This window comes from Vibrio olivae (assembly GCF_042428525.1).
Taxonomy (GTDB): Bacteria; Pseudomonadota; Gammaproteobacteria; order Enterobacterales; family Vibrionaceae; genus Vibrio; species Vibrio olivae.
The window spans coordinates 19,084-36,624 of record NZ_JBHMEP010000004.1 but is presented as its reverse complement, the minus strand read 5'-3'; the positions used below and the strand labels follow the sequence as shown (position 1 = coordinate 36,624).

The window sequence follows — 17,541 nt, the reverse complement described above, 5'->3', positions numbered from 1 at the left end:
TCTAGACAAATCTATTTTGTAAGCAAATAAGGATAAAACATATTGCTGTGAGGCTTCGCAACATTCCAATTTAAAAAATTGGTGTCAGCTTGCTATTGAAAATTTTAATCGCTAACCTACTTGTATATACATGTAGTTACAAGATAAGGATTATCCTCATGACTCAAGTTTTTAACCGTCACCGAAAAGGTGTCATAAAAGCACCAACGGGTACCACTCTCCATACCAAATCTTGGTTAACAGAAGCACCACTTCGAATGTTGATGAACAACCTAGACCCTGAAGTGGCTGAAAATCCTGAAGAACTTGTTGTCTACGGCGGGATTGGCCGCGCCGCTCGTGATTGGATGTGTTTTGATCGTATTGTCGATTCTCTCAAACACCTTGAAGAGGATGAGACCTTATTAGTTCAGTCTGGCAAACCCGTTGGCGTATTTAAAACCCATAGCAATGCGCCGCGCGTTCTAATAGCCAACTCCAACCTTGTGCCGCACTGGGCCAACTGGGAACACTTTAACGAGCTCGATGCCAAAGGCCTTGCCATGTATGGTCAGATGACGGCAGGTTCGTGGATCTACATCGGTAGCCAAGGCATTGTTCAGGGCACCTATGAAACCTTTGTCGAAGCTGGTCGTCAGCACTTTGGTGGCAACCTGAAAGGTCGTTGGGTATTAACCGCTGGCCTTGGTGGCATGGGTGGCGCGCAGCCGCTCGCGGCAACACTTGCCGGCGCTTGTTCATTGAACATTGAATGTCAGCAAAGCCGCATCGATTTTCGTCTTAAAACTCGTTACTTGGATGAGCAAGCCAGCGATTTAGACGACGCACTGGCGCGAATCGAAAAATACACCAAGGCCGGCAAAGCGATTTCAATTGGTCTTTGCGGCAACGCGGCAGAAGTTTTGCCCGAATTGGTACGCCACGGCGTTCACCCAGATATGGTCACCGACCAAACCTCGGCTCACGACCCGCTTAACGGTTACTTACCTATCGGTATGAGCTGGGAAGAATATCGAGATAAAGCCCAAACGTCGCCAAAAGAAGTAGTAAACGCAGCGAAACAGGCGATGGCAAAACACGTTGAAGCCATGCTCGCGTTTCACGCCAAAGGCATTCCAACCTTTGACTACGGCAACAACATTCGCCAGATGGCACTGGAAGAAGGCGTAGAAGATGCATTTGCATTCCCAGGTTTTGTACCGGCTTACATTCGTCCGCTCTTTTGTCGTGGCGTGGGCCCATTCCGCTGGGCAGCGCTGTCGGGCGATCCTGAAGATATCTATAAAACCGATGCCAAAGTCAAAGAGCTGATTGCCGATGACGAGCACCTGCATCACTGGCTCGATATGGCGCGTGAACGTATCCAATTCCAAGGTTTGCCTGCGCGTATCTGCTGGGTCGGTTTGGGGCAACGTGCCAAACTCGGTCTCGCATTTAACGAAATGGTCAGAAGCGGCGAGCTTTCGGCGCCAATCGTGATTGGCCGCGACCACTTAGACTCGGGCTCCGTTGCCAGCCCAAACCGAGAAACCGAAGGCATGAAAGATGGCTCAGATGCGGTATCGGATTGGCCGCTGCTCAATGCACTACTCAATACCGCATCGGGCGCGACTTGGGTTTCGTTGCACCATGGCGGCGGCGTCGGCATGGGCTTTTCTCAACACTCTGGCATGGTGATCGTTTGTGACGGCAGCGACGAAGCCGCAGAGCGCATCGCGCGCGTACTGCATAACGACCCAGCAACGGGCGTTATGCGCCACGCAGATGCGGGTTACGACATCGCCGTTGACTGCGCTATCGATCAAGGCCTGAATCTGCCGATGATCACGGGGAAATAACCTCGCTCTCGGATAGCCACTCAGGTGGCTATCCTTGTTATCTTTGCCAGTTTCTGTGGTCAACCGAAAACCACTCGCGAACCTCTATTTTCATAGCAAACGTGAGTTTCAACTAACCCACTATTCTCAAAGCAATAATTTCGAGCAAGGAGCGCTGCGTTTTATGTCCCAAATTGCCTCGCCATTTGAATTTCACTCTGGCAGTGTGCCGCTACTGATTAGCATGCCTCACTCTGGCACCCAATTAACCCCAGAAGTCGCACAAGGTTTAACCCCTGCCGCCCAAGCATTACCCGATACCGATTGGTTCATTCCAACCCTGTATCAAAGCGCTGAAAAACTCGGTGCGAGCGTGATTTCGGCTAACTATTCGCGCTATGTGGTCGACCTTAATCGACCTGTCGATGACAAGCCGCTTTACACCACCAAAACCACTGGGCTGTTTCCTGAAATCTTGTTTGATTCAACCCCCGTATTTACCGAAGGCAAAGCGCCTAGCGCGCAAGATCGCGAACGTTACAAACAGCAAATCTGGCACCCCTATCATGACCAAATCGCCAGCGAGCTTGAACGGCTTAAATCAGCGTTTGGCTACGCCATTTTGTTTGATGCTCACAGTATCGCCGTACGCGTACCCATGCTATTTGAAGGCAAACTGACCGATTTTAACTGGGGCACCAATCAAGGTGACTCGTGTCAGAAAAGCCTAGTTGATGCGGTAACCAGCATCATCACCGATGAATATTCCCAAGTGGTCAATGCCCGCTTTAAAGGCGGTTTTATTACCCGCGGCTTTGGCAACCCCGGTAGCAATATTCATGCGATTCAGCTTGAATTGTCACAAGATACCTATCTAAATAATGAAGCATTAGCACAAGGTCGCTATGAACTTGATAGCCAAAAAGCGCCAGCGATTCAACGCCAAATTAAAGCTATCCTAAAGGCGGTTTTGGAAGTTAAATTACCATGAATGACGGGTGTATATTGAAACGAACATATACACCCTATTGACGACGCACTCTTAACCTATGCGCAATCGCTGCTGTCTATACGGATCGCGGTCAAATCAACACCAGAAGTATCTGTGTAGGAATATTTAATTTTAGCGCCTATATTAACCAATTGTTTGATCATCGGGTTGTTACAGGCCGCCTGAGTCATTACTGTTTGAAACTCATCATTTTCAGAGAATGGATTTGTCGTTGAATTTAATAAGGTGTAACGAAAATATAACGTGGTTCCAGAAACATAGACTTCATCAAGTCGCATTTCTTGATTAAGAGTCACGGGCAAATCTTGTCGAATCTCCGAAGAAACAGATTTGAGATAATGATTTAATCGATATTTGGATGAATTTTTATTGACGAACATAAGATAAGAGCAAAAGCCAATCACCAATACAATACTTAATATCGCCGCTGTCTTACTCGCCGCCTTATAACTGTGCTCCTGATTAAACGTATTTTTAACCCGTTGTGATTTCAGCATATAAAGAATCCGCACGACACCAAATGCAACACCTATCACTAATAGCTTGAGACTCATGTTCGGATGGTCACCGATATGGGAAAAATAATAGGTTGAAATAAAGCCATCTGCGACATAGATAAAAATCGCAAGTAACTGACAAATAATAAAGAACCTGGGAAATGTCACTCTCTTTTTGAAAAATAAGTTAATCAGATATAGAGACATGGCAAGTAATAACAAATTGACGATTAACTCAAAATACGCCGAAAGAGCAAACCCAGAGATATAGTGTTCAGATTCTGGGTTGGTGATTAACTCCCAAGAACCATTTCTAAATAAAGGCACATAATTCTGTATAAGCCCTGATATCAAATTAAGTGGAGTGATCACGAGCCCGCACCCAACAAAGAATAACCAGCCAGATAGCCCTCTTGGTGGTGTAATCACTCTCATCACCAACCTCCTCCATTAACGACCAATACAGACACTGAAAACGTGAGATAGCGACCCATAAATAGACGTTACTATTTATTGAGAACACGGTCTTAAATCGTGCTCTTTGAACCCACAGATAACAGGATAAATTCGGGCATGTTCTTTAGTCGGCTCAACACTTAAAATAATCTCTTTAAAATTTCGCCAACCGTGCCTTGCCATAATTTCACAATATTCCGGATTCGAATCGTATTGGCATTGGTCTTTGGCTCTTTGGTAAGCGATTTGTTCTATCTCACAAGATTCAATTTGTTGTGATTCGACAAATGCAGAAGAGCAGTAATTTGCATCTGACTGATGTTTTTCAAGTTCACTCCAAGACACAGAACTCGAGCATCCAGATAATATAAGTGCCCCAGCAATGAGCGCGATAGACGTTTTCAACATTTATCCGTTCCTTTTCATGATGACATTTCTGTTACTATGCTTGGTAGGCGACCTAAGGATGAAGAGAGTTAACTAACCCGCGAAAGTTACACCGATAAAATCAGGGAAAGACCTATTGATATTTATTAACCGGCAAATAAAAAAGCGCCCATAACAATGAGCGCTTTAAAAAATGATCGTGGATTTGGGCTTAGGCAAGGTTCTTATTGAAGAAATCTGTGATTTTATCAAACGGAATCACATCCATTTGATCATACAAATCAGTGTGAGTCGCACCAGGAATGATCATTAACTCTTTTGGCTCAGCCGCATTCTCATACGCGGTTTCACTAAAGTAACGTGAGTGCGCTTTTTCACCGTGAATCAACAGCATTGGACGTGGTGAAATTTCATCAATGTAGGTAAGAATCGGCATATTCATAAATGACAGCGGATTGGTTACTGTCCATGCTGCATTTGAGTTGATCGCACGTGGGTGGAAACCACGCTCCGGCGATTTGTAATAGGCTGCGTATTCAACCACAAATTGAGGTTCACCACCTTCAAGTTCAAGCGAAACAGGGCCGTAAGCTGGCTTACCATTTTCTGCATCTTCCCAGCGCTGCTGACCAAGTTGCTCAAGCGCTTGTGTACGCTGCTCTGGCGTCGTACTGTCAAAATAACCTTTCGACATCACGCGAGTCATGTCATACATAGTGCTCGCCACAACCGCTTTCACGCGTTTGTCGATAGCCACAGCGTTGAGTGCCATCCCACCAAAGCCACAAATACCAATAATACCAATGCGCTCACGATCTACGTTTGACTGCAGGCCAATAAAGTCGACCGCAGCACTGAAATCTTCAGTGTTGATGTCTGGAGAAGCAACATTGCGTGGCTCACCGCTACTTTCACCCGTATAAGAAGGATCAAACGCAACCGTGACAAAACCGCGTTCCGCCATGGTTTGTGCATAAAGGCCGGAAGACTGCTCTTTCACCGCACCAAATGGACCGCTAATCACTAAGGCAGGTAATTTACCGCTGCTATTTTTAGGTTGGTAAACATCGGCTGCCAAGGTAATGCCATAACGGTTAGGAAACGTCACTTTTTTATGGTCAACTTTATCGCTTTTAGCGAATGTTTTATCCCATTCATCCGTCAACTTTGGCGTTGAACTGGCCGAAGCAGAAGCGCTGGCGAGAGAGCCGACGCCCAAGGCAACTAACCCTGCTCCCGTCATTTTCATCATATCACGGCGACCAGAATTGGGGGTATCCGCCTCTACGGTAGTGTTTTGCTTAGTCATGACAATATCTCCTAATAAGAACAATTAGCCCTGGCGTACGAATAACGCTGACGTATTAAAGCGCCACCCGCTTTTCCTACAATATAAGTTCGCGGCCCAACACAGTGTCATGCGCTAGAGGTTCATCGTACTTACAAACCATTCAATTCCGCGTTTATTGAGCTCGCTGAGTGACTATATTTGCCATTTTTATATTTTTTCGCTATTCCATTTGTCTTTATTTATTGCCTAATTGTCTAAACTCATAATATTTGAGGAGATAATTATAATGTTCAAAAAGAGGGTTTTATAACCAAATTAAAAATCAACAATAAAATTGTTTTAATATGTAACAATTAAATAAAGTTCATTAATACTCACTTAATACAATTGCTAATAAAAGGATAATTTACTGCAAGTCTATGTTTATTAAAACAAGCTTCGTTTAGCCGATATTAAACGAAGCTATACATTCAACCGTTATGCTCTTTTAAATCTTAACATGGTCCAAGATGCTTTAGGTAAAATAAAAGAAAAGGACGTTCCGACCGGTTTATCGACGTCTATATGCTGTGGCACTACCTTATTTGGATTTTCAAAACTGTTGACCGCAAACAAGTCCTCACCGGTTAATACCTGTTGCTCTAATAACATTAACTCACCAAACTCTTCTAAGCGTAATTGTAGGTCAATATCCTCCTCAAGATGGATATTAAGAACAAAAAACGCCAGTTCATTGGTTTGTGAGTCAAAGGTGGTTAACGTTGCTAACTCAGCAACTTGACCGTATTTGTCCGTCTCAATGCAATCGCACACAACCCTGTTCTTATACACCTCTCCTCGGCCATAATTGCTGACTTGCTGGAACGGATAATACGTCGCGTGACGAAGTACCCCTCCTTGAGGGTCGGTATGAATTGGCGCTAACGCATTCACTAACTGAGCGAGACATGCCATTTTAACCCGGTCGGCATTATTGACGATGGTGGTTAATAAGCCACCAACAACCAAGGCATCCAACAGAGAATAGACATCTTCGGCAATGGAAGGAGCCCACTGCCAACGTTTGGTGTCCATGTGTTTGATATACCAAACATTCCATTCATCAAGGCTAAGCATCATGGTTTTATCGCTGCGATGCTTAGCCTTGGCGTAATCAGCGGTCGCCTTAATGGTCGTGATAAAGTCATCGAGATCGTGGTAGGCCGCAAGAAAGCTCGCTTTATCACCTTCATACTCATAGTAACGGTGTAGAGAAATATAATCGACATGCTCATAGCACGCTTCAAGCACGGTTCGATCCCACTCGGGAAACGTCGCCATCTCCTTTGAAGAACTGCCACAGGCCACGAGCTCAATATTGGGATCCACCCACTTAAGGATTTTGGCGGTTTCTCGCGCTTTATCAGCATATTGCTCAGCGGTCAGTGCGCACGTTTGCCATGGGCCATCCATTTCATTACCTAAACACCAAACCTTAAAGTTATGTGGTTGTTGATACCCATGCTCGCGACGCTTGTCGCTCCAATACGTCCCTTGTTCAATGTTGCAATATTCCGCTAAATAGCCAGCCTCTTGCGGCGTTCCACTGCCTAAATTGACAGCAATCATGCCCTCTGTACCCGCTTTGCGGGCCCAATCAGCAAACTCATTGATACCAAATTGATTGGTTTCAAGTGAAAACCATGCATAATCCAACCGAGTCGGTCGTTCCTGCTTTGGACCAATACCGTCTTTCCAATCGTAACCTGAGACAAAATTACCACCAGGGTAACGAATAATCGGCACATTCAACTGCTGGATGGTGTCAATAACATCATGACGAAATCCTTGCTCATCTGCCGTTGCATGCTCAGGTTGATAAATTCCTGTGTATACTGCGCGCCCCATATGCTCAATAAATGATCCATAAATGCGCTCATCAATAGCTGAAATTTTGAAATGCTTGTTGACGATACATTGTGCTGTTTTCATTCGACTTTATCTCCATAACTCGACCTAAGGGATAGCGCTAGGTTTGCACCAATTCTCCCTTTGAAACCGATATTGATTATTTCGCCATCCGTTTGTATTCAACGCATTATGAGACTCGTCTGATGTCCCCACTATGTATAAAAACGCTAGAAAGCTGCAACTAAAAGGCGTTTTTGTCATTCTGAGCGCTGAGCAAATTCTCAATACGCTTGAACAGTAAGTTTGTGAATCGACCACTTTCACGCAGCGAGACGTTTAAAATCGATGGCAAATTCGACGTTTATTATCAAGCGCTGAAGAAACCGCCGAGAATCGCTCATTCTTTGAACCTACTTATCAAATTGACGGTGATTCACTGGGACTAAAATGCTTTAATGCTAGGGTAATGATTTAGTTAATGCTTAAACTCAGACGCATTAACAAAAGTATGAGTAACTTATAGGCCAATCAGGCTTATTATTCGGAAAGAAGATTGTCATGAAAAAAACTGTTCTAAGTCTGCTTCTAGCAGCAACTGCGTTCTCCTCACACGCCGATATGCTTTTAGGCGCAGATGTAGAAATGAATCTTTGGCAGCAAGATTATCAATTCAATGGAATCGATAATGGCGATGAAATGACTTACACGGTAGAAGCCTCCTTAGAGCACCCAATTCCACTGGTTCCAAACGTCAAACTTGCTCAATCTTCTGCGGATGCAGACAACTTTGAATACACCAAACAAGACTTCACTTTGTACTACGAAATTCTCGATAATGACTTGGTGTCGATTGATGTCGGTGCAGGGTTAACCCGCTTATTCGATGCCAAAGTGAACACTCAGACCTTTGATGGTTACTTGCCGCACGTATACGGCGCTGCTGAATTGGGAATTCCTGCCACGCCACTGTTCTTGTTTGCTAAAGGTTGGGCGTTCTCTTATGACGATTACGACATGAGCGATCTTTCTGCCGGCATTCAGTACGAGATTGGCATGGGCTTGTTCGATATCGAGCTGCAAGCCGGTTATCGTGTACAAAAATTTGATTTAGATGATTTTGACCATATCAATCTTGATAGCGAAGCCAAGGGCGTATTCGCAGGTGTCAATCTAGATTTCTAATTTCATGATGTAAAACGATAAAAAAGCGAGCCTCTAGGGCTCGTTTTTTTTTGTGTTTGTGCGCAACCCCACCGAGCATGATAGTGACGTTGATCACGTCAAATTCGAATGTCATTCGAGTACTGGAGAATTTGGCTACACTAAACCTTAGGACGATCAAAACAACAATGATGGACGCTTCCTATGTACGCACAGCAAAACAACGTCACGTTATCACCGACCGATGTCTCTCATTCACTCTCTGAGCGTTTGCAAAACTTGCATGACTCTATTCTTGAACGCATGCCGGGCGTGTGTCGCATCGCCTGTGCGCTGTATGACAACCGAACCGACCTTTTAAAAACTTTTATTAATAGTACCCGTCAAGGGCATGCTATCGACCGCTACGAATACCCTTTGGCCATGAGCTATGAACTTAGCGAGCTAAAACGCACCAATCAATGTCGCGTCATTAACAGCATTGCTGAGCAAGTGGCAAATGGCTCGGAGCATTCCAAGTGGTTGCTGGAACAAAACTATCGTTCCTCGTTTACCATTCCCATGACAAATGGCCAACATTTCGTGGGTTTTATCTTTATTGATAGCGTGGAAGATGGGTATTTCGTTGAGCCAATACAACGTGATTTATTGCTGTTTACCAAGATGATCACGCTGACTATCGTCACTGAAATCTCGACCGTCCATGCACTACTCGCCACTGCTAAAGCAGCGAAAGAATTTGCAGGGCTGCGCGATTTCGAAACGGGCATGCACCTTGAGCGTATGGCGCAACTGTCCCGGCTTATAGCCAAAACCATCGGGGACAAATACCAGTTTAGTGATGAAACCATCGAACACATCTACTTGTTTGCACCGCTGCACGATATCGGAAAAATAGGAATTCCCGATAACATCTTACTCAAACCGGGAAAACTTGAGCCACACGAGTATACGCTCATGAAGGAGCATGTGATTAAAGGGGTGCAAATCATTACCCAAGTGCTTGAAGATTATGAATTGTCGCATCTTGATGACTCAAAGCTGATGCGTAATATTGTGGCATATCATCATGAAATGCTTGATGGAAGTGGTTATCCCCACGGTTTAAAAGGCAACGAGATTCCAATTGAGTCACGCATCATTACGGTGGCTGATATCTTTGATGCCTTGACCAGCACTCGCCCCTATAAGAAGCCGATGCCCATTGATGATGCGTATCAGGAACTCACCAAAATGGTAACTGCTGGTAAGATTGATCCCGATTGTGTCCAAGCACTGTTTGACCATCAACAGCACGTTGAAGTGATCATAACCAAGTTTGGTGATTCCCCCGATTAACCCGTCCAATAAAAGCAAAGCGTCCACCACTGCCGTTGCGGTGATGGACGCCTTAATCCTCATATTTACAGTCCAAAAAATTGAGCAAACTGGCGATAAGCAAGACGCTCTTGGGCCAAATCAGTGGGATAAAATTCGATTTCAACTCCCGGTCTGGCTTGCCCGAGACGCATCAAGCTCATTTTTGAAAGGCAGCCAAGTTTGGGATAACCGCCTAACGTTTGTCGGTCGTTGCTCAGAATGATCGGTTGACCATTCGCTGGGAATTGAATTGAACCAGGGGCGATACCTTCTGAAATCACGCCATTTTGGGCTGGATGTATAGCTCGTCCTTGCAGTCTAACCCCCATGCGGTCAGTCTTGTCACTAACGGTATAAGCACTCTGATAAAACATCGCTTTTTGCTGCTCACTGAATAACGTATGTTGGTACGTCTCTAATACTCCGAGCCGAATATTGGACGGGTATTGCCCAACATATCGCGAAGCGACGGCTTGGCTCGGACGCATTGTGTGATGCTTGAGCACACTGGTGAGTTCATCTCCTTTACTTAAAGCACGTCCAGGCTCATTTTCAAGGCCACCGATGCCATTTCGCACCACGGTTGATGCACTCCCAAACCACCGAGGCACATCAAAGCCGCTCTCTATCGCCAAATAACAGCGAAACCCTTGCCGAGCATACCCAAATTTAAGCACTTGACCTTTTTCTAGCCACAGCGTTTGCCAGTTTTCAACTGGCTGCCCATCAATCGAGAGTGGCATATTTGCACCCGTCACCGCTAACATGACATTTTGCTTCGCCTTGAACGCAACTTGCCCAAGGGTAATCTCCAATACGGGTGCCCGACTATCATTACCCAATAAACGATTAGCCCAGCAATAAGCATGAAGATCCGCTGGCCCACCTTGACTTAAACCAATATGTCCAACGCCAAAGCGACCCAGGTCTTGAATCAGAGTTTGAACGCCAGGTGTGACGACTTCGAGATGAGTCATAATTGCCCTCCGAGTTCAATAAAACGTTCACGTGTTATTGGCGTAAACTTCACCGTGTCACCCACTGTAAATGGCGTCATTGGGGTACGATTGACATCAAATAGATCCAATGGACAATTACCGATAACTTGCCAGCCACCTGGCGATGCCGCCGGATAAACTGCTGTTTGCTGATCCGCAATACCAACACTGCCTTTCGCCACTTTCAGCCTCGGCTCGGCATGACGTGGCGCCGCAATACGCTCATCCACAGCCCCCAAAAACGCAAACCCCGGCGCAAAGCCAACGGCGCACACCGTATATTCTTGCTGACTGTGAATGTCGATCACTTGCTGGCGGCTTAGCTGACAGCGTTTAGAGAGCGGGTCTAAATCTGGTGCGACTTGGGGGTCATAAAACACCGGCAGCTCGATCAGTTGGCTCGCTTGGCGCACAGCAAAATCATCAAAACTAACCAGTAACCGCTCAAGTTCGCCAATCAATACGCTGACGTCTGTTTTGAGCGGATGAAACTCAATCATCAAACTGGTATAAGAAGGAATAACATCAATCAAATCAGGAAATAGGCGCTCGACGTGCTCTCGTAACATCGCCATTTTACTGGCCTGCGTAACATCAATATGCTCGCCGATATACACCATTAAATGGGTTTCAGAGAGCGTTATGATCTGTTTCATCATTCACCCAGCGCTTCCCTTAATTGAGCGATGGTGGCCACCGACTCATCATTGTCACCGTGCACACAAACTGTATCGGCGTGCAGCGGGATATCAACCCCCTCAAGCGTGGTGATCGTACCTTTTTCTACAAGCTGTTTGACCTGACGAATGATGGTATCTGCGTCATGATACACCGCCCCTTCTATGCTGCGTGCCACCAGCTGCCCTTCAACGGTATAGGCACGATCAGCAAAGGCTTCAAACAGTAACTCGACGCCATGCTGGTCAGCAATCGCTTGATAAGTTTGGTTATCACTACGGGCAAGAATCATTAGGGGAATGCGCATGTTAGCCTGTGCCATCGCTTCTACAAGCGCCAAAAATACGGCTTCATTTGCCATCATGTCATTATACAGCGCGCCATGTGGTTTGATGTAACCAATCTCGGCACCAAACAGACGACACATGCCTTGCATTGCGCCAACTTGATAAATGAATAAATGTTTTAGTTCATCATGCGTGTGAGGAATGGAACGGCGGCCAAACCCTTGCTTGTCTTGATAGCCTGGGTGAGCGCCAATCACGACATTATGCTTGATGGCGCTTTGGATGGTTTGGGCCATGACGTCTGGGTCGGAGGCGTGAAAACCACAGGCAATATTGGCCATATCAATATGCGGCATAACCGCATCATCACGCCCTATCTGCCATATGCCATAGCTTTCTCCTAAATCACAGTTGAGCTTCATCCTTGCTTCTCCTTGAAGTGATTACTTACGTCCTGTTCAAATTGAAATCAATAAATACAATTTAAATGCAATTTATATCCTATTCGCTTTTCAATTGTTGTCAATTCGTTTACATCTCGTTATTGTATAAATAATGCTCGTAAATTCATTTCATCGATAAAACTCGAAATGGGTCGCGAGCGACCACGTAAACAGGGACATCGTAGTGGTTTACGTTTCACTAAGAGCCAAGGAATAAGGATACAGGCTATGATAAAACATCTGATTCGTCCGTTAATGAAACACTCGTTGATAGCGGCAACACTACTGACTTCAGCGACCAGCATGGCATCTACACGCTGGGATATGGCAACCCCATACGTCGATTCAATCCATCACACCCAAAACATCATTCAATTTGCCAATGAGGTAAAACAAGCAACGGATGGCGAATTAGACATTGTCGTTCACTCAGGGGCTTCGCTGATCAAACATACGGAAATTCCTCGTGCCATTCGAACACGCCAAGTGCCAATTGGCGAGGTCTTCATCGGTATTCTCGGCAACAGCGACCCCATCTACAAACTCGATAACATTCCCTTTTTAGCCACCAATTTTGAACAAGCCAAGGCGTTATACCAAGCGTCGAAAGCAACATTAGAGCGCAAATTAGATAAAGACGGCATGATGCTGCTGTACTCAGTACCTTGGCCACCTCAAGGTATCTACAGCCAATCCCCCATTAACACCATTGAAGATATTAAAGGCGGAAAAATGCGCGCCTATAGCCCGACTCTATCGCGCTTGTCTGTGCTACTTGACGCCACCCCAACCACAGTGCAAACCGTTGAAATTCCACAAGCGTTCTCGACGGGTATCATTGATATGATGATCACGTCACCGACCACCGGCGTAAGTAGCCAAGCATGGGATTACCTTGATAACTATACCGACGTACAAGCTTGGATTCCGAAAAACATGGTTATTGTCAATAAACGCGCTTTTAAACGTCTACCCAAAGACATTCAAACCGCCCTGGTTGACGCCGCCGCTAACGCCGAACAGCGCGGCTGGGAAATGGCTCAAAAAGAAACCACCGAAAAAACTCAACAGCTTGCTGACAACGGTATTGCTGTGGCCGAGCCAAGTGATGAATTGATGGAATCCCTAAAATCTGTCGGTGATGTCATGGCCAAAGAGTGGGCACAAGAAGCAGGGCAAGAAGGCAAAGCCATTTTAGACGCTTACCAACCGTAATTCGCCGTCTACTCACTCAATAACAATACGCGAACAGGGAGTTCATAAATGCGCACTACTTTGGATAAATTGTACCTAGCGGCAGGAGCGATCTCCGGCCTATGTATTGTACTGATTTGTTTGGTTATCCTGACTCGAGTCATTGGTCGTTGGTTTGGCGTGGTCATTCCCTCAAGCGATGATATCTCCGGATATTTGCTTGCAAGTGCCAGTTTTCTTGCTCTTGCCTATGCATTTCGAAGTGGTGCTCACATTCGCGTGAGCCTATTTACTTCAAGGCTTTCGGATAACGTCGTTATTTGGATTGAACGTGCTGTGCTGAGCGTTGCCTCTCTGTTCGTTTCCTTTCTTGGCTATCAATTGGTGTATATGGTGTGGGAGTCGTATGAATTCGACGAGGTCACTTCCGGTTATATTCCGATGCCGCTTTGGCTCGTACAACTACCAATGGCAATTGGCGCGGTGATTTTTGCGCTAGCCATCATTGATAGCGCCGTTGGCAGCTGGCTATTTTCAACTCGAATACCTAAATCAGAGGAAGAAACGTTAGCTGAATCGACGCCTGTCGAAATGCCGCTCAACAAGGAGAGCCACGGATGAATGAATTGTGGATTGGCGCGATCTTACTGGTCGTGTTGTTTACTTTGCTCGCCAGTGGAACTTGGGTTGCACTGTCTTTAGTCTCGGTCGCGGCAGTTGGTATGTTGCTGATCGGAAATGATGCATTCGGTTTGATTTATGCGACAACGACATGGGGCGCAGTCTCTGACTGGTCATTGGCGGCGCTACCTCTGTTTATCTGGATGGGCGAGATTTTGTTTCGCTCACGGCTATCCGACGATCTCTTTGAAGGCTTAACACCGTGGTTAAGCCGCATACCGGGCGCACTGTTTCACGTCAACATTCTAAGCTGCGGGATCTTTGCTGCGGTCTCTGGCTCTTCCGCTGCAACGGCGGCGACAATCGGCAAAATGACCTTACCCGAACTCAAGCGCAAAGGCTATGATGACCACATGGCAATCGGCACGCTTGCAGGTTCAGGGACACTGGGCTTGCTCATCCCTCCATCGATTATCTTAATTGTGTATGGGGTTTCTGCCGAGGTCTCCATTGGGCGTTTATTTATCGCTGGGGCGATACCTGGCTTAATGCTGGTTGCGCTGTTTATTGGCTATACCGTTTTTTGGTCACTCAAAAACAAGCAACGTATGCCTGTAGATGATACTCACTACAGCCTAGCAACTAAGTTCAAAGCCATCATTAAGTTAGTCCCTGTGACTTGTTTAGTCTTATTTGTTCTTGGCTCAATCTACGCCGGAATAACAACACCAACAGAAGCCGCATCATTTGGCGTCATTGGCTCGTTAATTCTCGCACTGACTAGTGGGTCACTCACTTGGCAAACGTTCCAACAAAGTTTGATGGGCGCCGTTAAGACCTCATGCATGATCATCTTTATCTTGGCTGGGGCAGCTTTTCTCACGGTGGCGATGGGCTTTATTGGCTTACCACGAATGTTAGCGGAGGAGATTGCTTTGATGGCGCTTTCTCCCTATATGCTATTGCTCTGCTTAACCATTCTATTTGTGATACTTGGCTGTTTCTTAGATGGGATTTCTGTCGTCGTGCTGACGACCTCCGTTGTCCTACCGATGGTAATGCAAGCCGGCATTGACCCACTTTGGTTTGGTATCTACATTGTGCTGGTGGTAGAAATGTCACAGATTACGCCGCCAGTCGGCTTTAACTTATTTGTGATTCAAAGCCTGACGGGTAAGAATATTCTCTATGTGGCGAAGGCAGCATTGCCCTTCTTTTTCCTATTAATGGCCGCAGCCGTTATGATTACAGCTTTTCCACAAGTCGTTACTTGGCTGCCAACGACCATGACACAAGGATAATGCGATGAGCGAAGAATCTTCTCCTTCAAGTCACATGCCCATTGTCTCCTCCTCGCACTTGGCGAGCAATGAGGCAATGGCACTCAGCGAATTTGAATACGCATTGACCATGATGAACAATGCGTTTCAGCGCTGGATGCAATCTTGCAGCTCAACCTCAGGTATGCCTGAACTGAGCCCACTCGATATTCTCGTCGTGCACAATATCTATCACCGAAATCGTCCCAAACGTATTGCCGATGTCGCCTTTACACTCAACATTGATGATTTACACACCGTCTCTTACTCGGTACGGAAATTGGCTAAGTTTGAGTTAGTTGAAGGTATGCGACAAGGTAAAGACACTTTTTATAGCGTGACGGAAAAAGGTGAGCAGTTTTGTAATCAATACAGAGACGTTCGTGAGCAGTGTTTAGTTGACGCCCTAAAACACATGCACCTTGACGACCAACTCGGTGACATCGCAACATTAATGCGAACGCTTTCAGGATTTTACGACCAAGCATCACGCGCAGTACGTTCCCTATAGCTCTTTGCAATTACTTAAATAGCAGCCGTATCATCACAGCTGCTATTTAAAGCACCATCAGGTAATGATAAACAGCTTAATCACCACCAACGCGACCAACGCGGTTGGCAAGGTTAAAAACGTCAGTCCGGCGACGTCATTAACGGGGCCGTTATAGCGAGTCGCAAAAATATAGTTAAGCACCGCAACCGGCATGCTGCATGCGATCATCAGGTTAGCGGTATGAAGCGGTGACAGCCCCCAAAGAACGGCGGCCATCCAGCCCATCGCGAGCCCTATCGCTGGACGATAGAGCGACAAGAAAAACAACCTCACCCAGCGCGTATCGTAGACTCGCATGTGAGCAAGGGAGCGCCCAAGCATCAGTAGCATCACTGGCACTGTAATACTTCCCAGCATATCAAAGACTTGAAGTAAAAATTGCGGAATCGGTACATTAAGTCCAAGCAGCGCGGCACCAATCGCAAGCGCGATAACTGGCGGGTTCGCAATAATTTGCCGCGGTGAATAACTGCCCGACATCAAGCCTATTCCGAGCGTAAAGTGACTGATTTCTATAATAGAGGAAATGATCACCGCGCCTGCTAAACCTTGCTCGCCGAGCAACGCATACGCGATTGGAATCCCCAAGTTCCCCGTATTTGGGTTAACCAACACGGGTAAATAAAAACGAATCGGTAAACGCATGATTTTGAGTAACACCAGTGAGCACACAACCATCGCTACCAGAGTACACACACTCGCAAGAACCAATTTTCCCATACCGAGGAAATCGATATGCTCACCCAGCATTGAATACAAAAGCAGGCATGGCATACCGACATTAACAATTAACTTGGGAAGATTGGGATCATCGAGATACGCCGTTTTTCGGCTTAATATCGCGCCAACGGAGGCAATAATGAGCACCGGTAAAATCGCGGCTACGAACGCAGTAAACATGGGTTTCCTTACACCGTTTCAGGGCAAAAATACACAAATGACAGACGAGAAAAGACACCAATAGCCCATTCAATATGCGTACTTTAAATTAAAGATTGGCGAACAAAAAGAATAATTTACCGCGCTTTGCTCTTAACTACAAACCTTCCTTAGTCGCTTATTTTACGGCTTAATTTGCCGCAACCAAACGCGCCATCGCATTTTGAATTCGCGGTTTCACAATAAACACCATCAGCATGGCAATCAGATAACCTAAAGGTAGCGCTCGAATCAGGGTCGCAAACCAAATAGCAATAAAGCTCGAGACATCGTTGGCCGCCGTGGTGCCGAATGTTGAAACTGCCGCCAAAATGGACTCCAGACTCAAAGCAATCATTCCGCACTGCAATAGTTTTTGATACAGCGGTCTTAAATTAGGCAACCGCGTTTCAACATAACGTGAGATCTTCATAATCAATAATCCGGCAATCGGCACGATAACCAGTAAAGAAAACAGAAATGCTTGCAGCCAATGGGTCATAAACTGGCTGGTGACACCATGGTTGAGGTAAGTCATAAAGCAACTTAACGTTGCAACAATGCAGATAGGCGCCGGTAAAGTAATCGCGGCTTTTTTTAATTTCATTTGCGAAACCCAGTTAATGGTTGATATAGTCAACTATATGGAAAGTAGTTGAC

At 45.9% G+C, this 17,541-nt stretch carries 17 protein-coding genes; 8 read left to right on the top strand and 9 right to left on the bottom strand.

Features of this window, described 5'->3' with window-relative positions; genetic code table 11:
* The first annotated feature begins 158 nt into the window (after window positions 1-158).
* Window positions 159-1,838: a urocanate hydratase gene (gene hutU, locus ACFFUV_RS14125; protein ID WP_390194002.1), complete on the top strand. Its 1,680-nt coding sequence runs from the start codon at window positions 159-161 to the stop codon at window positions 1,836-1,838.
* A gap of 163 nt (window positions 1,839-2,001) precedes the next feature.
* Window positions 2,002-2,808, top strand: a complete 807-nt coding sequence (gene hutG / locus ACFFUV_RS14120) for an N-formylglutamate deformylase (RefSeq protein WP_390193999.1) — start codon at window positions 2,002-2,004, stop codon at window positions 2,806-2,808.
* Window positions 2,809-2,864: 56 nt separating this feature from the next.
* Here hutG and ACFFUV_RS14115 read toward each other — a convergent pair whose 3' ends face one another.
* The 4 genes from ACFFUV_RS14115 to arfA all read right to left on the bottom strand — a co-directional run bounded on the left by ACFFUV_RS14115 (window position 2,865) and on the right by arfA (window position 7,431).
* Complete coding sequence (locus ACFFUV_RS14115) at window positions 2,865-3,761, bottom strand: DUF2569 domain-containing protein (RefSeq protein ID WP_390193996.1); 897 nt, start codon at window positions 3,759-3,761, stop codon at window positions 2,865-2,867.
* A 75-nt stretch (window positions 3,762-3,836) separates the two neighbouring features.
* Window positions 3,837-4,190: a hypothetical protein gene (locus ACFFUV_RS14110; RefSeq protein ID WP_390193993.1), complete on the bottom strand. Its 354-nt coding sequence runs from the start codon at window positions 4,188-4,190 to the stop codon at window positions 3,837-3,839.
* Window positions 4,191-4,380: 190 nt separating this feature from the next.
* Window positions 4,381-5,478 (bottom strand): alpha/beta hydrolase, encoded by a 1,098-nt coding sequence (locus ACFFUV_RS14105; RefSeq protein WP_390193990.1) that lies wholly within the window; start codon window positions 5,476-5,478, stop codon window positions 4,381-4,383.
* Window positions 5,479-5,937: 459 nt separating this feature from the next.
* Window positions 5,938-7,431 (bottom strand): arabinosylfuranosidase ArfA, encoded by a 1,494-nt coding sequence (gene arfA / locus ACFFUV_RS14100; protein ID WP_390193987.1) that lies wholly within the window; start codon window positions 7,429-7,431, stop codon window positions 5,938-5,940.
* A 477-nt stretch (window positions 7,432-7,908) separates the two neighbouring features.
* Here arfA and ACFFUV_RS14095 point away from each other — a divergent pair, with 477 nt between their 5' ends.
* Together ACFFUV_RS14095 and ACFFUV_RS14090 are read left to right on the top strand one after the other, a co-directional pair.
* Window positions 7,909-8,532 (top strand): TIGR04219 family outer membrane beta-barrel protein, encoded by a 624-nt coding sequence (locus ACFFUV_RS14095; RefSeq protein WP_390193984.1) that lies wholly within the window; start codon window positions 7,909-7,911, stop codon window positions 8,530-8,532.
* A gap of 183 nt (window positions 8,533-8,715) precedes the next feature.
* Window positions 8,716-9,849 carry an HD-GYP domain-containing protein gene (locus tag ACFFUV_RS14090; protein ID WP_390193981.1) on the top strand — a complete coding sequence of 378 codons (1,134 nt, stop codon included), beginning with the start codon at window positions 8,716-8,718 and terminating at the stop codon, window positions 9,847-9,849.
* Between the two features lie 65 nt (window positions 9,850-9,914).
* On the opposite strand, the gene ACFFUV_RS14085 is transcribed toward ACFFUV_RS14090, so the two are convergent.
* Genes ACFFUV_RS14085 through ACFFUV_RS14075 form a run of 3 tightly spaced genes read right to left on the bottom strand, consistent with a single transcriptional unit; the run spans window position 9,915 to window position 12,255 of the window.
* A complete protein-coding gene (locus ACFFUV_RS14085) occupies window positions 9,915-10,847 on the bottom strand; it encodes a 5-oxoprolinase subunit C family protein (RefSeq protein WP_390193979.1) in 933 nt (310 codons plus the stop codon).
* Window positions 10,844-11,524: a 5-oxoprolinase subunit PxpB gene (gene pxpB / locus ACFFUV_RS14080; RefSeq protein WP_390194417.1), complete on the bottom strand. Its 681-nt coding sequence runs from the start codon at window positions 11,522-11,524 to the stop codon at window positions 10,844-10,846. Before pxpB ends, ACFFUV_RS14085 begins: the two co-directional genes overlap by 4 nt.
* Window positions 11,524-12,255, bottom strand: a complete 732-nt coding sequence (locus tag ACFFUV_RS14075; protein WP_390193975.1) for a 5-oxoprolinase subunit PxpA — start codon at window positions 12,253-12,255, stop codon at window positions 11,524-11,526. Before ACFFUV_RS14075 ends, pxpB begins: the two co-directional genes overlap by 1 nt.
* Before the next feature lie 249 nt (window positions 12,256-12,504).
* Between ACFFUV_RS14075 and ACFFUV_RS14070 the strand changes: the two genes are divergently transcribed.
* From ACFFUV_RS14070 to ACFFUV_RS14055, 4 genes are read left to right on the top strand one after another with little or no spacing between them, the layout of a single operon-like run.
* On the top strand, window positions 12,505-13,491 hold the full coding sequence (locus ACFFUV_RS14070) for a TRAP transporter substrate-binding protein (RefSeq protein WP_390193972.1): 987 nt from the start codon (window positions 12,505-12,507) through the stop codon (window positions 13,489-13,491).
* Window positions 13,492-13,539: 48 nt separating this feature from the next.
* Entirely contained in the window at window positions 13,540-14,091 is a 552-nt protein-coding gene (locus ACFFUV_RS14065; protein ID WP_390193967.1) for a TRAP transporter small permease, read from the top strand.
* The gene (locus ACFFUV_RS14060; protein ID WP_390193964.1) at window positions 14,088-15,392 is read left to right on the top strand and encodes a TRAP transporter large permease; all 1,305 of its coding nucleotides are present in this window, start codon (window positions 14,088-14,090) and stop codon (window positions 15,390-15,392) included. Before ACFFUV_RS14065 ends, ACFFUV_RS14060 begins: the two co-directional genes overlap by 4 nt.
* Window positions 15,393-15,396: 4 nt before the next feature.
* Window positions 15,397-15,921, top strand: coding sequence for a winged helix DNA-binding protein (locus ACFFUV_RS14055; protein WP_390193961.1), 525 nt, complete (start codon window positions 15,397-15,399; stop codon window positions 15,919-15,921).
* A gap of 57 nt (window positions 15,922-15,978) precedes the next feature.
* On the opposite strand, the gene ACFFUV_RS14050 is transcribed toward ACFFUV_RS14055, so the two are convergent.
* Together ACFFUV_RS14050 and ACFFUV_RS14045 are read right to left on the bottom strand one after the other, a co-directional pair.
* Complete coding sequence (locus ACFFUV_RS14050; RefSeq protein ID WP_390193958.1) at window positions 15,979-16,863, bottom strand: AEC family transporter; 885 nt, start codon at window positions 16,861-16,863, stop codon at window positions 15,979-15,981.
* Between the two features lie 169 nt (window positions 16,864-17,032).
* Window positions 17,033-17,488, bottom strand: coding sequence for a DUF2798 domain-containing protein (locus tag ACFFUV_RS14045; RefSeq protein ID WP_390193956.1), 456 nt, complete (start codon window positions 17,486-17,488; stop codon window positions 17,033-17,035).
* Window positions 17,489-17,541: the final 53 nt, after the last annotated feature.

Coding starts and splice junctions, on each gene's coding strand:
- arfA (WP_390193987.1), bottom strand. CDS start 7,431: ATGAAAACAGCACAATGTATCGTCAACAAGCATTTCAAAATTTCAGCT.
- ACFFUV_RS14045 (WP_390193956.1), bottom strand. CDS start 17,488: ATGAAATTAAAAAAAGCCGCGATTACTTTACCGGCGCCTATCTGCATT.
- ACFFUV_RS14105 (WP_390193990.1), bottom strand. CDS start 5,478: ATGACTAAGCAAAACACTACCGTAGAGGCGGATACCCCCAATTCTGGT.
- ACFFUV_RS14070 (WP_390193972.1), top strand. CDS start 12,505: ATGATAAAACATCTGATTCGTCCGTTAATGAAACACTCGTTGATAGCG.
- hutU (WP_390194002.1), top strand. CDS start 159: ATGACTCAAGTTTTTAACCGTCACCGAAAAGGTGTCATAAAAGCACCA.
- pxpB (WP_390194417.1), bottom strand. CDS start 11,524: ATGAAACAGATCATAACGCTCTCTGAAACCCATTTAATGGTGTATATC.
- ACFFUV_RS14075 (WP_390193975.1), bottom strand. CDS start 12,255: ATGAAGCTCAACTGTGATTTAGGAGAAAGCTATGGCATATGGCAGATA.
- ACFFUV_RS14085 (WP_390193979.1), bottom strand. CDS start 10,847: ATGACTCATCTCGAAGTCGTCACACCTGGCGTTCAAACTCTGATTCAA.
- ACFFUV_RS14110 (WP_390193993.1), bottom strand. CDS start 4,190: ATGTTGAAAACGTCTATCGCGCTCATTGCTGGGGCACTTATATTATCT.
- ACFFUV_RS14095 (WP_390193984.1), top strand. CDS start 7,909: ATGAAAAAAACTGTTCTAAGTCTGCTTCTAGCAGCAACTGCGTTCTCC.
- hutG (WP_390193999.1), top strand. CDS start 2,002: ATGTCCCAAATTGCCTCGCCATTTGAATTTCACTCTGGCAGTGTGCCG.
- ACFFUV_RS14065 (WP_390193967.1), top strand. CDS start 13,540: ATGCGCACTACTTTGGATAAATTGTACCTAGCGGCAGGAGCGATCTCC.
- ACFFUV_RS14060 (WP_390193964.1), top strand. CDS start 14,088: ATGAATGAATTGTGGATTGGCGCGATCTTACTGGTCGTGTTGTTTACT.
- ACFFUV_RS14090 (WP_390193981.1), top strand. CDS start 8,716: ATGTACGCACAGCAAAACAACGTCACGTTATCACCGACCGATGTCTCT.
- ACFFUV_RS14115 (WP_390193996.1), bottom strand. CDS start 3,761: ATGAGAGTGATTACACCACCAAGAGGGCTATCTGGCTGGTTATTCTTT.
- ACFFUV_RS14050 (WP_390193958.1), bottom strand. CDS start 16,863: ATGTTTACTGCGTTCGTAGCCGCGATTTTACCGGTGCTCATTATTGCC.
- ACFFUV_RS14055 (WP_390193961.1), top strand. CDS start 15,397: ATGAGCGAAGAATCTTCTCCTTCAAGTCACATGCCCATTGTCTCCTCC.